At 34.1% G+C, this 15,652-nt stretch carries 14 protein-coding genes; 12 read left to right on the forward strand and 2 right to left on the reverse strand.

What is annotated here, in order from left to right; translation table 11 throughout:
- The first annotated feature begins 304 nt into the window (after window positions 1–304).
- From ACNQGO_RS11285 to ACNQGO_RS11310, 6 genes are all read left to right on the forward strand, one after another.
- Window positions 305–1,876 (forward strand): carboxypeptidase-like regulatory domain-containing protein, encoded by a 1,572-nt coding sequence (locus tag ACNQGO_RS11285; RefSeq protein WP_417985303.1) that lies wholly within the window; start codon window positions 305–307, stop codon window positions 1,874–1,876.
- An 80-nt stretch (window positions 1,877–1,956) separates the two neighbouring features.
- A complete protein-coding gene (locus tag ACNQGO_RS11290) occupies window positions 1,957–2,409 on the forward strand; it encodes a Gmad2 immunoglobulin-like domain-containing protein (protein ID WP_417985304.1) in 453 nt (150 codons plus the stop codon).
- A gap of 166 nt (window positions 2,410–2,575) precedes the next feature.
- The gene (locus ACNQGO_RS11295) at window positions 2,576–2,878 is read left to right on the forward strand and encodes a nucleotidyltransferase family protein (RefSeq protein WP_417979240.1); all 303 of its coding nucleotides are present in this window, start codon (window positions 2,576–2,578) and stop codon (window positions 2,876–2,878) included.
- The gene (locus tag ACNQGO_RS11300; RefSeq protein ID WP_309760806.1) at window positions 2,868–3,206 is read left to right on the forward strand and encodes a HepT-like ribonuclease domain-containing protein; all 339 of its coding nucleotides are present in this window, start codon (window positions 2,868–2,870) and stop codon (window positions 3,204–3,206) included. The genes ACNQGO_RS11295 and ACNQGO_RS11300 overlap by 11 nt, the downstream gene beginning before the upstream one ends.
- Window positions 3,207–3,602: 396 nt before the next feature.
- Complete coding sequence (locus tag ACNQGO_RS11305; RefSeq protein ID WP_417985305.1) at window positions 3,603–4,739, forward strand: hypothetical protein; 1,137 nt, start codon at window positions 3,603–3,605, stop codon at window positions 4,737–4,739.
- Between the two features lie 247 nt (window positions 4,740–4,986).
- On the forward strand, window positions 4,987–5,271 hold the full coding sequence (locus ACNQGO_RS11310; RefSeq protein ID WP_417985306.1) for a hypothetical protein: 285 nt from the start codon (window positions 4,987–4,989) through the stop codon (window positions 5,269–5,271).
- A gap of 133 nt (window positions 5,272–5,404) precedes the next feature.
- On the opposite strand, the gene ACNQGO_RS11315 is transcribed toward ACNQGO_RS11310, so the two are convergent.
- Window positions 5,405–6,952: an SDR family NAD(P)-dependent oxidoreductase gene (locus tag ACNQGO_RS11315; RefSeq protein ID WP_417985307.1), complete on the reverse strand. Its 1,548-nt coding sequence runs from the start codon at window positions 6,950–6,952 to the stop codon at window positions 5,405–5,407.
- A gap of 213 nt (window positions 6,953–7,165) precedes the next feature.
- Between ACNQGO_RS11315 and ACNQGO_RS11320 the strand changes: the two genes are divergently transcribed.
- Window positions 7,166–7,957: an O-methyltransferase gene (locus ACNQGO_RS11320; RefSeq protein WP_417947092.1), complete on the forward strand. Its 792-nt coding sequence runs from the start codon at window positions 7,166–7,168 to the stop codon at window positions 7,955–7,957.
- A gap of 54 nt (window positions 7,958–8,011) precedes the next feature.
- Here ACNQGO_RS11320 and ACNQGO_RS11325 read toward each other — a convergent pair whose 3' ends face one another.
- On the reverse strand, window positions 8,012–8,686 hold the full coding sequence (locus ACNQGO_RS11325; RefSeq protein ID WP_417947090.1) for a hypothetical protein: 675 nt from the start codon (window positions 8,684–8,686) through the stop codon (window positions 8,012–8,014).
- A gap of 380 nt (window positions 8,687–9,066) precedes the next feature.
- Here ACNQGO_RS11325 and ACNQGO_RS11330 point away from each other — a divergent pair, with 380 nt between their 5' ends.
- From ACNQGO_RS11330 to secA, 5 genes are all read left to right on the forward strand, one after another.
- On the forward strand, window positions 9,067–9,753 hold the full coding sequence (locus tag ACNQGO_RS11330) for an ABC transporter ATP-binding protein (protein ID WP_417947088.1): 687 nt from the start codon (window positions 9,067–9,069) through the stop codon (window positions 9,751–9,753).
- 161 nt (window positions 9,754–9,914) lie between these two features.
- Window positions 9,915–10,772 carry an ATP-grasp domain-containing protein gene (locus tag ACNQGO_RS11335; RefSeq protein WP_417947086.1) on the forward strand — a complete coding sequence of 286 codons (858 nt, stop codon included), beginning with the start codon at window positions 9,915–9,917 and terminating at the stop codon, window positions 10,770–10,772.
- A 483-nt stretch (window positions 10,773–11,255) separates the two neighbouring features.
- A complete protein-coding gene (locus tag ACNQGO_RS11340) occupies window positions 11,256–11,825 on the forward strand; it encodes a cob(I)yrinic acid a,c-diamide adenosyltransferase (RefSeq protein ID WP_417947085.1) in 570 nt (189 codons plus the stop codon).
- A 162-nt stretch (window positions 11,826–11,987) separates the two neighbouring features.
- Window positions 11,988–12,209 carry a DUF2795 domain-containing protein gene (locus tag ACNQGO_RS11345; protein ID WP_007138072.1) on the forward strand — a complete coding sequence of 74 codons (222 nt, stop codon included), beginning with the start codon at window positions 11,988–11,990 and terminating at the stop codon, window positions 12,207–12,209.
- A gap of 84 nt (window positions 12,210–12,293) precedes the next feature.
- A complete protein-coding gene (gene secA, locus ACNQGO_RS11350) occupies window positions 12,294–15,635 on the forward strand; it encodes a preprotein translocase subunit SecA (protein ID WP_417985308.1) in 3,342 nt (1,113 codons plus the stop codon).
- Window positions 15,636–15,652: the final 17 nt, after the last annotated feature.

The following is a 15,652-nucleotide window of genomic DNA, read 5'->3' on the forward strand; positions in this document are numbered from 1 at the left end:
AAAGTTGGTTTTGTATTTGGGATGATTCACTTCGACTATTAGCTATTGCTAGGGAGGCTAACCCCGCGCTTCGGAGATGAAATAGGTTTTGATTACGCAGCGCAAATGTCTATGACTTTGCGCCAACAATTATAGTCGCAAAAAAATACAAGATATCCCACCCCAAGTTCATAATCGCAATTTGAGATGGGGTTTTTCGTATAGATACATTAACAGAAAATTAGCACAATTACGCTACTTGAGTATTGAAATAACATATACATTTGGCTATCAATTTCAATCACCAAACTGTAAATCAACTCAAATGAACGTAAAATCTACAAACACATCCATCAAAAAAAAATCTAAATTCATACCACACCTGCTCTTATTGAGTACGATTTTCTTTTTTCAATATTCTTGGTCACAAAATATTTCAGTAAAAATAATTGATGCCACTACTAAAGAACCTATTCCCTACGCCACCATCAATATTGATAAAAAAGAGCATTTGATCTCAAATGCTGAAGGTTTTTTTAACCTATCTGAAACTGCAATTCAAGACGAAAATACACTAATCATTACGTATCTTGGATATAAAAATCTTGAAGTTAAAGTAAGTCAATTATCAAAACTAGATTATATCATAGCACTCACTCCTACTATTTTTGAATTAAATGATGTACAAGTAAATGGTGAAAAACCCAATCCTTATGTTATCATGGCTACGGTAAAGGCTAATATTTCTATAAATTATAGAAATACCGACAATCCTATTAAAGATATGTTATTTGTAAGAAAATCAACGACGACATATCCTAAAGAAGTTGTAGTTGATGTAAATCAGTCTACTGGTTTTTCAAAACAAGCACTCAAGCAAGTCAATAGTGATGTTCAATCTTTTACAAACACTTTAATCGCATCACCTCCAAAAGAGTATACAGACATGTTGTGTAATTTATTTACTCATACTATTAAAAAAGACAATAAGTCAATTGAATTACATAAAATGAACGTTCTCAAAGCAACGGTTCTCAAAAATGAGGGAAGTGCAACCTCATCAGAAGAGTTGAAACAAATAGGCATAAAAACTATGCTAAAACACTTAGATTCTACAAAGTATTACCGCATAAAAAGTGGACTCATCGGTTCTCGAGATACCATTTCTTTAAGAAAAGATTTCAATAAAAAGAAAATAAAAAATAACAAAACAGATCAAAGTACGCTCTTAACAACTACCAAATACAATTTAACACAATTCATCCAGAACAATAATTTAGGTACATCTACTGAGCATGATTTTATCAATAATCCAGAACTGTACCGTTACAAATTTGAAGGAACTACTTTTACTGAGGATAACGATTATGCATTTGTACTTACGTTTTCACCAAAAAAAGGCAGTGCAAAATATACAGGTAAACTCTACATTAATGAGTCGGATTATGCCGTTCTTAGAGCTGAATACCAGCTTGACGAAGGAGAAAAACTTAACAATGTTAATTTAAAATGGCTTTTAGGCATTAAAGTAGCCCAAAATAACAACAAAGGAATTTTAATGTTTCGCAAAAAATCTGAAAACAAGAATTATTACCTGCACTATGCCTCTGAAGAAAATGGAAATTATTTTTATGTAAACCGACCTTTGAAATTTATTGAAATCACAAAAAAAGACAAAGATATTCTATCATTAGACATAAAATTTGAAGGAAACTCTACGACTAAAACTGAATTTTTAAATCTATCACATTCCCTTGTAACAGATACTGATGTTACTAAAGTTGTTGAAAATGAATTCAAACTTATAGCCATAAAATCATACGATCCTAAAATATGGAAAGGATACCATGCTATTGAACCATTGTCCGAATTAAAGCGATTTAAAGTAAAAGAATAATACCCCCACACAATGTTTCGATATCAAATCTTTTTAAAACTAGTTAGTTAATTTAAAAAAAAACTTATCCAATATAATTTATGAAATGGACATTTTTGTTAGCGGCAATATTATTATTCGCATGCAATAAGAAAGAAAATCAGCGCAGCACAATTGTGAATGACACTTTAATAACCATACCTGAAATAACTACAGTAATAAAGGATGAAAAGTCAGAAATTCATTTGCCAAAGCAATATTCTAATGAACGTTTTAAAGAAGTAACTGTCGAACGCATCGATGAAAATAAATTCAGAATTCGCGGAAAAGGGCAAATCTTTGAGGCAAGCTTCAACTGGATAATTGAAGACGGACACGACGAGTTAGAGACGGGGTTCCAGACCACTGATGCCGGAGCTCCCGAGTGGGGTAACTTTGACTTTACAATTGCGGTTCAAAAAAAACGAGAGAATTCAAAATTGACGCTGGTTTTGTTTGAATCAAGTGCTAAAGATGGCAGCCGTCAACATGAATTGCCAATTGTTCTTTTTTAATTTGAGTTAGCGAAATACATTAATCATCTTGTACCAGTATAATGGTGCAGAATTATATTTAGTACACAAATAATAACCAAAAGCATTGATAAGTCTGAAATTCAACTTATGAACAATTCCCGTAAATGAATTATTTTGCGTATTTTTGAATTTACCTTTTTAAAATATGAATCCAATTGAAATCCATACTGCTGCTATAACAAAATTATGCAAAACGCATAATGTTAAGTCATTGTATGTATTTGGTTCTGTTTTAACTGAAAAATTCAATACGGAAAGTGACATTGACTTAATCGTTGAATTTCAACTGATAGATGTCTTAGATTATGCAGATAATTATTATGATTTGAAATTTTCATTAGAAACAATCCTAAAAAGAGAAATTGATTTGCTTGAAGAAAAAGCAATTAAAAATCCCTATTTTCGACAAACTATAAATCAAAATAAACAACTGATTTATGGACAATAATATTAAAACTTGGCTTTATGATATTTTAAGTTCTATCAATGAAATAGAAAGTTATTTTATTGATAAACCAAAAGAGTTCAAAGCCTATGAAAATGATGTGAGGACAAAAAGAGCCATCGAAAGGAATATTGAAATCATTGGCGAAGCAATGAACCGTATTTTAAAAGAAGATAGCGAAATCATTATTTCGAACTCCAGAAAAATAGTTGATGTTAGAAATAGAATAATTCACGGTTATGATTCTGTTTCTGACGATGTGATTTGGGGAATTGTAATTCGACATTTACCCATATTACAAAAAGAGGTCGAAAAAATGCTAGAAGAATAGTAAATAATGTTTGTATTAACAAATTGATAAACCACAACAAAATCCAATTCTGTTATGGTTTTTTTATTTACAAACATACCATCTCTACCAAGCAATCGAATTATAATCTTTCAAAAACTTCCCGCTCTACGAAGTATGCAAAGGTTTTTGATTACGCTGCACAAATGTCTCTGACTTTGCGCCCACAATTATAGTCACAAAAACCAATTTTTAACTAGTAAGAAAAATAATAATTAAATAAAAGTCCGATTGGTGTTTTGTAGTTTATTTTATATATTTTTGATAAATATAAATTTTGATTTTTATCAGAATAAGACACCATATAATGGTAGGTTGAGATGATTTCATTAGCTTTATTTACAGGTTGGATGTAATTTATAAAAATAGGATGTGAAAATGAAAAATTATTTAAAATCTGTTCTTCTTATTCTGTTTTTAAGCGTAACATTTTTAGCTTTTGGACAAAATTCAGACTTAATAATCACTCCGCAAATTAAAATCCCAACTGATTCGATAGCAAAAAAATATCTGATTGAAAATCTCAAAATATTTATTCAAGATATTGAAAATGGCAATATTAACTCTGGAGTAATTGCGAAAGTTCATTTATTTAAATACAAAGATTATTTTGATATTTTTAATAATATTCAAAATAGTGATAAATATGGTACAAGATTTTTCAAACCATACTTAAAAAATATAGTTCTGCAATCTGATAGATCTTATAAAATTGATATTTCATATTTCGGAATTGATGACAAAAACCAAATTTTAAACCGTATTAATTTTTCAGTTATAGCAAAGAGTGAAAACGGAAATTTTAACTTCTACTGTCCTTTTGAAGAGAATGTAAAAAACTGGAATTACAAAAAACAAAAAAAAATAACTTTTCATTTTGATGATAATTTTAATAAAGAAAATGCTTTAAAATTTGAAAAATATAATGCTGAAATTGCTAAAAAACTGAATCTAAGCCCAATTGCTTTTGGATATTACAAATGTAAAGACATACAAGAAGTTTATAAACTTCTTGGGATTGATTACTTTTTACAAATAAATGGAGATGTGCGTTCTAGTTGGATTTTAGATAAAGGACAAATTTTTATTTCTGGAACAAATTTAGAGGAATATAACCACGATTTAACGCATTTATATTTTGAAAGAAAATTTGGAAATGAAATTAGGAATTGGACAGCAGAAGAAGGATACAATATTTACACAACTGATTATTGGGGGAGAAAGCCATCAGAAATTTTTGAGCTATTAGAAAACTTCATAAAAGAAAATCCCGACAAATCACTATATGAAGTTTTTCAAAAGAACAATATTCTTCAACATCCAATTAGAATAAAATTTCCTATTTCTGCAATATTTATGCGAAAATTAGAACGTGAAAAAGGTTTTGATAAAGTATTAGAACTTATTTGTAGTGGAAAAACTGATGATAATTATTATAAACTTTTAGATAAGTATCTCAAAGTAAATAAAGATAATTTTGACCAAATTGTAAAACAAGAATTACAAAAAAAATAGACTACAGCAAAAAGCTAGGTTTTCGTTGCGTGCATATCACGAACAATGAAAGCCCGCTCTTCCAAATACACAGTAATTCTTGATTACGCTGCACAAATATCTCTGACTTTGCGGCCACAATAGTAAGCACAAAAAACTTCTGAAAATCCAATTCTGTTGTAAATTTTATTTGTAATTTAATTGATTGAAGATCTTACTTTCGTGTTACAAACAACCAAATTAATCTATAAAACTGAAAATTACAATTATGGAAAACAAAAGGCTTATTGGCATCGTCCTCACAGTAGTTGTTTTATTGCTCATTCCATTAATAGCAATGCAATTCACAAATGAAGTAAACTGGACCCTGTTCGATTTTGTGGTTGCTGGTGTTTTACTTCTCGGCACTAGTTTTATTTGTGAGCTTGTCATAAGAAAGGTAAAAAAAACCAATCATCGAATCATTCTTTGTGGAGTTATTCTGGCTGCGCTTCTCCTAATTTGGATTGAACTTGCAGTCGGTATTTTCGGGACACCCTTAGCCGGATCATAAACCGCAAACCGTGATTGCGCATTAATAATCCAAACACTAATTAACAGCAACAAAAAACCACAACAAAATCCAATTCTGTTGTGGTTTTTTTTCTATGACAATTTTAATTCCCCCTCTGGGGTTAGGGGGCTTTCTACCAGGAAATCGGATTGTAATCTTTTAAAAACTTGCCGCACCAATGTTTTCCAGTATTAATTCCGTCAAATAATGGATCCATCACTCGAGCAGCGCCATCTACAATGTCTAATGGCGGTTGAAAATCTTGTTCTTCCTGTTTTCTTTTGGCTAATTCTGCAGGATCTTCGTCGGTTACCCAACCCGTATCTACTGCATTCATAAAAATTCCGTCTTTAGCCAAAGTACCTGCGGCAGTATGCGTTAACATGTTCAAAGCGGCTTTCGCCATATTGGTATGCGGATGTCGGTCTTCCTTGAAATCGCGGTAAAACTTCCCTTCCATAGCAGAAACATTGATGATGTGTTTTTTGCCTGTGTTGTCTTTCTTCATCACTTCCGAAAGGCGGTTACACAATACAAATGGTGCTACAGAATTCACCAGCTGCACTTCGATCATCTCCGTGGTTTCTATTTGACCTAATTTTAGTCGCCAACTGTTTGTTTTTCGCAAATCTACTTGCTGAAGGTCGGCATCGAGTTCTCCTTCTGGGAAAACTTCTTGCGCTACCAAGGCATTGTCAAACGAATAGGGAATCTGCGATAATTTGGCTGAAGCCCGCAACCCAATTCCAGGTTCTGGTCCGTGCCAAGTGACAGGCATATTTTCATTGGATGAAAAACCAGTGGTCAACACTTTCAATTCATCCAGACAATTCGTATGATCCAGTAATAATTCTTGTGCTTGTTGTGGTAAAGAAGCAATGGAACGTTCTTCGTTTTCCATTAAATGGGTGTAGAATCCGGCAGGACGTCTCACGGTTTGGGCCGCATTATTAATCAGAATATCCAATCGCTTGTATTTTTGCTCGATAAAATTGCAAAAAATCTCCACACTCGGAATGTGTCGCAAGTCTAAGCCGTGAATTTTCAAACGGTGTACCCAATCCATAAAATCAGGCTCTTTAGAAAATCGCAAAGCCGAATCGACTGGAAAACGTGTAGTTGCCACAACGGTTGCTCCTCCCCGTAAAAGCATCAACGTAATGTGATAGCCAATTTTTAATCTAGAACCTGTAATAACGGCAACTTGCCCTTTTACATCGGCGGTTTGGAAACGTTTGGCATAATTAAAATCACCACAATCAGCACACATCGAATCGTAAAAGTGGTGCATCCTAGTAAACTCGGTTTTACAAACGTAACAGTTTCGTGGAGTTTCTAATTCTAGTTGCTCTTTGCTAGCCAAATCATTAAAAGCCAAAAGCTTTGGTGCTATAAAAATAGTCGCTTCACGTGCAGAGCGAATTCCAGTTTCTTTCCTTGCGGTTCTATCTTGCTTTTCTTTTTTACGTTTGGCAACTAATTTCCCATCTTTTTTACGTTTAGAAAACTCGTCACGATCAGGTCTGGAAAACATTCCAGCCGCTTTGATTAATGCCGTTCGTTGTTCTTTTGGGATATCAAAAATTTGATCCGTATCGGAATTTAATTGGGCTAAAATAGCGATGCATTTCTCAATTTCATCTGAAGTTATGGCCGTTTTAGTATCTGGTAATTCAATCATTATTGTAAAAAGTGAATGTAATATTGGTGGAAATTCTAAGCGCGCAAAGATAGGTTTTTTAAAGTCGGATATTTTTAAAGTTAAAGCGCTATTTCGCAAAGCTTCACAAAGCAAACACTGAGCCTCGCAAAGTTTATTTTTTGTTTTCAAATTTTAAAAAATCTCCGTGTATCTTTGCGTTTTTACTTTGCGAACCTTTGCGTAATAATGACTATGTTATTTCAAATCCAATCCTACCTTAAATTTCTTTGGCACTCTAAAAATGAGCATGCGGTACATTCTCCGTTTGTGTTTAGTTTACTGACAAAATGTTTCTATGATAAAAAATCAAAACCGGAATATGCAGTATTAAGGAAGTATAGAAACTCGCTTTTAGCAAATAAGAACACTATTGAAGTCACTGATTTTGGTGCGGGTTCGAAAGTTTTCAAATCGAATACAAGAGTGATTGCTCAGATTGCCAAAACCGCTGGAATATCTAGAAAACGAGCCGAATTATTATTTAGAATCACCCACTATTTTCAGCCTGACTCTGTTTTAGAAATTGGAACTTCGTTAGGATTGGCTACTGCTGCACTTTCTTTAGGATCCCAAAGCGTCGGGATAAAAGCCAAAATTACAACGCTTGAAGGTTGTCCTAACACAATGGCAATTGCAAAAAGTGAATTACAATTATTCAATTTTGATAATGTAAATCCAATCGTAACTGAGTTTAGTAGTTTTTTGGGTGACATACAACTTCAAACTTTAAACTTTAAACTTATCTATTTCGACGGAAACCACTCCAAAAAAGCAACACTAGACTATTTCGATTTATTACTTCCTACGATTACAAATGAAACGGTTTGGATAATCGACGACATCAATTGGTCGCCAGAAATGAAAAATGCTTGGGAAATTATAAAAACCCATCCAAAAGTAACGGTCACCATAGATACCTTTCAGTGGGGATTGGTCTTTTTTAGGCGGGAACAACCCAAACAACATTTTATAATTCGAATCTAAAAAAAAATGACAGCCATTGCTGACTGTCATTTTTCAAAAGTGAATTAATAAACCTTATTCTTTAGCTCTTTGCATTTCACCATTTTTAGCTCCCATTCTGTTCAATGTATACATTGGTGCAAACTTCAACTTTAAACCAGCAATTTTTCTGTTATCGTCTCCTGAAAGACCTTCTTTTTCAACTGTATTTTTTCTGCTATCTAATGCTTCGTACATCAATTTAACTTCGTCCCAATCCTCACGAGAATACGCATCCTTATTATTATCTACAGTATTTACAAAATTTTGATAAATCCCAAGAATGTTATCTTTGTTTACCCAACTAAAATTCATGTCTTCGCCTATTTTTCCTTCACCAAACAAAGCGTTTCTTAATTGTTGTTTTGGATTAGCCGCTACAGCAACTTTAGCATTATCTTGCACTTCTGCTTCATATTTAGCTTTCATTGCCTCATACTTTGCAGTAGCAGCAGCCAAACGTTCTTGTGCCGCTGTATTGTCTTTCATGTTAGCCAATGCCGCTTGAGCATCTCCACTTTTTAATTGATATGTAGCTTCAATTCCGTCCCAATTTTCTTTAGCATCCTCAGAAGCAACATTACCCAATGAGTCCACATACATTACATATGAATCTACGGTTTTTTCTGCCTCTACAGCTTTTTCATCTTTACATGAAGTAAATCCTAAAGCGATTACCGCTATTCCTAACACCATTTTTGTACTTTTCATAACAACTTGATTTGATTAATATTATTTATGTAAATGTAAGAAGTATTATTCAATTCGTAATTATAATCCAAAAATCTTATAAATATTATATGTAATTATGAAATAAATGAAATATATGTGTGAATTATATAAATTAACTCTTAAATAGTATAAATTATAATTAACTGTTTTGGTGTATAAAAATTGGATTTTTTTGTCAAATCAGTAAAAACAAAAAGAGTTTGACTTTGCCCTGTGAATTAAAATTTAAAAGTCAGGTATAAAATGTAACAAATTTTAAGAAACAGGTACTTATTATTAATTCAAAAGTGTTTTGTACTTTTAAAATCTAATTTAATAGCTGCCTGCGCATCGTCAAAGGTCAAAAATCATATCATCTAATGGCAAACCCGCTCATCCAAATAACCAATATCAAACGAGATTTTGTTCTTGGAAATGAAATCGTTTACGTACTTAAAGGCATTGATTTACAAATAAATAAAGGAGAATACGTTGCATTAATGGGCCCCTCAGGTTCTGGAAAATCAACTTTAATGAATTTATTAGGATGTTTAGACACACCAACTTCTGGGAGTTATATTCTGAACGGAAAAGATGTCAGCCAAATGCGAGATGATGAATTAGCCGAGATTCGGAACAAAGAAATTGGATTTGTTTTTCAAACCTTCAACCTTTTACCAAGAACTACCGCATTAGATAATGTAGCATTACCAATGATCTATGCTGGATTTTCAAAATCGGAACGAAAAACAAGAGCTACCGAAGTACTCGAACAAGTGAACCTTGCCGATAGAATGGATCACCAACCCAACCAACTTTCTGGAGGACAACGCCAGCGTGTGGCTATTGCGCGTGCTTTGGTAAACAAACCTTCTATCATTCTTGCCGATGAGCCTACTGGAAATTTAGACAGCAAAACCTCCTTAGAAATCATGAAACTTTTTGGAGACATCCATGCCAACGGAAATACGGTAATCTTGGTAACACACGAAGAAGAAATTGCCGCTTATGCCCACAGAGTCATTCGTTTGCGTGATGGACTCATTGAAAGCGATACAATTAAATAATTTTTTTTTCGGGAGCTGATCCGGCTATCCGCTACAATATTTTCTAAAACCTTTCAGCCAAAAAAGGCTGCACGCTTTTAGAAAAGGATCTCCACTACTATCCGGGCTAGGAAATCCTCATAATAATTGCGTTCACCATCATCATACAATACCTCTATAAAATGAAAATCGCCATTTTAACCTGCGAAAAACTTCCTGACTTAAATCCGGAAGATCAAAACATAATTACGGAATTAGCCAAACACAACATCGACGCTAAAGCCACTATTTGGGACGATAAAACCGTTAATTGGACCGACTTTGATTATTTGATTTTTCGCAATACGTGGGATTATTTCGAGAAAGAAACCGAATTTAAAATTTGGCTCGACCAAATAGAAAAACTGGGAATCAAAACACTCAATCCTATCGCAATAATCCAGCAAAATATTCATAAGTTTTATTTGCGCGATCTTCAAAAACTGGGAGTTACAATTTTACCAACCGTTTTTATTGACAAAACGAACCATCTTAATCTTACTGAAGTGATTCCGTCACACTGGAAAAGAGCCGTTATAAAACCAGCATTCTCAGCAGGATCCTATCTCACCGAAGTATTTAATGTTTCCGAAATACAAACAATCAATGAAAAGTACATAAGTATTGCAGCTGAAAAAGAGTTGCTTCTACAAGAATTCATGCCCGAGATTCAAACAATAGGAGAAACTTCCTTTATCTTTTTCGATAAAAAATTCTCTCATGCCGTTAACAAAAAACCCGTTGATGGCGATTTTAGAGTTCAATCGCTATTTGGAGGACAGTACACTTTGGTTCAACCAACTACAACACTTATTGAAAAAGCCCAAAAAATTGTAAATACATTTCCAGATCATTTATTGTATGCCAGAGTAGACGGAATTATCATAAATAGCGAACTTCATTTAATGGAAATTGAATGTATTGAACCCGATTTATATTTCAATCTCAGCGAAATCGCACTGGAACGCTTTGTTAACGCAATTGTGGAATTAATACAGTAATTTTGTTTTCAAATCAAGGCAAACACTTTTAACCTTTAGACTTAAAAAAATTTAAACCATTAAGAAATTAAGAAAATTAAGACTTAATGAACTTAATTTCTTAATGGTTAAAAAAAAATGTTTTTTCAAAGCTTTAAAAGCGTTTGCCCTAGTTTTAAAATCAAGGTAAACACTTTTAACCTCTAGACTTAAAAAAATTTAAACCATTAAGAAAATTAAGACTTAATGAACTTGATTTCTTAATGGTTAAAAAAAAACTGTTTTTTCAAAGTTTTAAAAGCATTTGCCCTAGTTTTCAAATCAAGGTAAACACTTTTAACCTTTTTAAACTTAAATAAATTTAAACCATTAAGAAAATTAAGACTTAATGAACTTAATTTCTTAATGGTTAAAAAAAACTGTTTTTTCAAAGTTTTAAAAGAGTTTGACCTCGTTTTCAAAAGACTAAAATCTAAAATCGTTAATCAACAATTTATAATCTAAATGAAAGTATATACAAAGACCGGAGATAAAGGAACCACAGCCCTTTTTGGTGGAACCAGAGTCCCAAAAGATCACGCCCGAATTGAAAGCTATGGAACCGTTGATGAACTCAACTCACACATAGGATTAATTCGCGATCAAGAAATGAATGCGCATTATAAAGAAATACTTATCGAAATTCAGGATCGTCTCTTTACGGTTGGTGCCATTTTAGCAACACCGCCAGAAAAAGAAGTCAAGAAAAACGGCGAACTGCGTTTAAAAAAACTAGGCATTATAGAATCTGATATAGAATTATTAGAAAATGAAATCGACAGCATGGAAAATGCCTTGCCACCCATGACTCATTTTGTACTTCCTGGAGGACATACTACTGTGTCATATTGTCATATAGCACGTTGCGTTTGTCGCCGTGCAGAGCGATTAGCAGTGCACTTAAGCCATAATGAACCCGTAGCGGATATCGCAATCAAGTACTTAAACCGACTTTCTGACTACCTTTTTGTGTTGGCACGGAAGTTGTCTCACGATCTTAATGCGGATGAAGTAAAATGGATTCCGAGGAAGTAGTTAGCGGTTTTTAGTCGAAGTTTTTGATACGAAAACGTTAAACTTTAAACCTGAAACTTTAAACTAAAAAAGACGTTCTTAACTTTAACTAAAAATAAATCATTTTTTACTTGTCTTTTTCAGTAAAAAATTTATTTTTGCACAAAACTAAATAGACTATACATGTATTGGACATTAGAATTAGCATCTTATTTAAGCGATGCACCGTGGCCTGCTAACAAAGACGAACTTATTGACTACGCTATTAGAGCAGGAGCTCCATTAGAAGTAGTAGAAAACCTTCAGTCTATAGAAGACGAAGGCGAGATATATGAATCAATGGAAGAAATTTGGCCTGATTATCCTACTGACGAAGATTATCTTTGGAACGAGGACGAATATTAAAAAGTAAACCAAGAAAAAGTCTCAAAAGAGGCTTTTTTTTTGTTTAAATTTACAGAATTACACAAACAGAAATAAAAACATATTATGAGTTTTATAAATAGTATTATTAAAGTCTTTGTTGGGGATAAATCCCAAAAAGATGTCAAAGTTTTACAACCGTTTTTAAACAAAATTAAAACTTTTGAAACTCCGCTAATGGCATTATCTCATGATGAGCTTAGAGGACGTACTGCTTTTTTTAAGGATAGAATAAAACAAGCACGCGCTGATAAAGACGCTAAAATTGCAGCACTTAAACTAGAGGTAGAAAGCATTGAAGATATTGACAAAAGAGAAGATATCTACGTTGCTATAGACGCATTAGAAAAAGAAGCTTACGATATTTCTGAAAAAACATTATTAGAAATTCTCCCAGAAGCATTTGCCGTTGTAAAAGAAACAGCAAGACGTTTCAAAGATAATACTGAGATTACAGTTACTGCATCACCTCTTGATCGCGAACTTTCAGCAACCAAAAGCTACATTACCTTAGATGGTGAAAACGCAATTTGGGCAAATTCATGGAGTGCTGCAGGGAAAGAAATTACGTGGGACATGATTCACTATGACGTACAATTAATTGGCGGAATGGTGTTGCATGAAGGAAAAGTAGCCGAAATGCAAACCGGTGAAGGAAAAACATTGGTAGCCACCTTACCGCTTTACTTAAATGCGTTGACAGGAAACGGTGTGCATCTAGTAACTGTGAATGATTACTTGGCAAAAAGAGATAGTACTTGGAAAGCGCCATTATTCGAATTTCACGGGATGACTGTTGAGTGTATTGACAATTACCAACCAAGTTCAGAAGGAAGAAAAAAAGCATACGACGCCGATATCACGTACGGAACAAATAATGAATTTGGTTTTGATTACTTACGAGATAACATGGCACACTCGCCAGAAGACTTAGTTCAGAGAAAACACAATTATGCCATTGTCGATGAGGTTGATTCAGTTTTGATTGATGATGCCAGAACACCATTGATTATTTCAGGACCGGTACCACAAGGAGATCGTCATGAATTTAATGAATTAAAACCAAAAATTGAAAACTTAGTTAGCATACAACGTCAGTTGGCCAATGGGTTTTTATCCGATGCAAAAAAATTAATCGCAGCAGGGAATACTAAAGAAGGCGGATTCCAATTGTTGAGAGCGTATCGTGCTTTGCCAAAAAACAAAGCATTGATTAAATTTTTGAGTGAAGAAGGAATTAAACAATTGCTTCAAAAAACCGAAAATCAGTACATGCAGGACAACAAGAGAGACATGCACAAGATTGATGAGGCATTGTATTTTGTTATTGAAGAAAAAAACAATCAGGTTGAATTGACGGATAACGGTATCAAATACCTTTCTGGCGATACCGATTCAGACTTTTTTGTCCTTCCAGACATTGGAACTGAAATTGCAGCTATCGAAAAGAAAAAATTAGATAAAGACGCTGAAGCCGAAGAAAAAGAACAATTGTTTCAAGATTTCGGAATCAAAAGCGAGCGTATTCATACCTTGACACAACTTTTGAAAGCTTACGCTTTATTTGAAAAAGATGTAGAATACGTAATCATGGATAACAAAATCATGATTGTAGATGAGCAAACGGGTCGTATCATGGACGGTCGTCGTTATTCTGACGGATTGCACCAAGCGATTGAAGCCAAAGAAAATGTAAAAATCGAAGCTGCCACACAAACATTTGCAACAGTTACGTTACAGAATTACTTCAGAATGTACAACAAACTGGGAGGAATGACTGGAACTGCAGTAACAGAAGCGGGCGAGTTATGGCAAATATACAAGCTAGACGTAGTAGAAATTCCTACGAACAGAGGAATGGCAAGAAAAGACAAAGAGGATTTTATTTATAAAACCACTCGTGAAAAATTCAATGCCGTAATCGAAGACGTAACGGAATTATCTAAAGCAGGAAGGCCAGTTCTTATTGGTACCACTTCTGTAGAAATTTCAGAATTGTTAAGCCGAATGTTGAAAATGAGAGGCGTTGCACACAATGTCTTGAATGCAAAAATGCACAAACAAGAAGCACAAATTGTTGAAGAAGCTGGAAAACCAGGTGTGGTAACTATTGCAACTAACATGGCTGGTCGTGGTACCGATATTAAATTATCTGCCGAAGTAAAAGCTGCTGGTGGATTAGCTATTGTAGGAACTGAACGTCATGATTCGCGTCGTGTAGACCGCCAATTGCGTGGTCGTGCAGGACGTCAAGGAGATCCGGGAAGTTCTCAGTTTTATGTATCTCTTGAAGATAACCTAATGCGTTTGTTTGGTTCTGAAAGAGTAGCAAAGGTGATGGACAGAATGGGATTGCAGGAAGGCGAAGTGATTCAGCATTCTATGATGACTAAATCTATCGAACGTGCTCAGAAAAAGGTAGAAGAAAACAACTTTGGTGTTCGTAAGCGTTTATTAGAATATGATGACGTAATGAATGCGCAACGTGAAGTAGTGTACAAACGTCGTCGTCATGCTTTGTTTGGAGAGCGTTTGAAATTAGATATTGCCAACATGCTTTACGATACTTGTGAATTGATCGTAGACCAAAACAAAGCAGCAAATAATTTCAAAAACTTCGAATTCGAATTAATTCGTTATTTCTCGATTACTTCACCAGTTACTGAAAGTGAATTCAGCAAATTGACGGAGATGGAACTTACCGGTAAAATATACAAAGCAACGCTGGAATATTACACCGAGAAAACCGAAAGAAGTGCCAGAGAAGCGTTCCCTATTATAAAAAGCGTTTACGAAGACAAGAACAACCAGTTTGAGCGTATTGTAGTTCCTTTTACGGACGGAATCAAATCGTTGAATGTAGTTACTGATTTGAAAAAAGCATACGAAACCATAGGAGCTCAACTTGTTGCTGATTTCGAAAAAAATATTACCTTGTCTATTGTAGATGAAGCTTGGAAGAAACACTTACGCAAAATGGATGAATTGAAACAATCCGTTCAACTTGCGGTACACGAACAAAAAGATCCATTACTTATTTACAAACTCGAGGCGTTCAATTTGTTTAGAGCCATGATCGACAATGTAAATAAAGAAGTGATTTCGTTCTTGTTTAAAGGGGATTTACCGGCTCAAGAAAACCAACAAATTCAAGAAGCGAAAGAAGTACGTCAACAAGACGATTACCAATTGAGCAAAGACGAGATTGTGAGTAGTGAAGCGGCCAACCGTGAGGCAGGACAAACCCAACAAAAACAAGTTACCGAAACCATTGTGCGCGACATGCCAAAAATTAATCGCAATGATAATGTTACGATTCAAAATGTGGCCAACGGACAAACACAAGAAATGAAATACAAAAAAGCCGAGAGCCTAATCGCTTCAGGACAATGGGTTATTGTTAACTAATAACCGTTTCAATTCCT

Source organism: Flavobacterium frigidum (assembly GCF_048286735.1).
Classification (GTDB): domain Bacteria; phylum Bacteroidota; class Bacteroidia; order Flavobacteriales; family Flavobacteriaceae; genus Flavobacterium.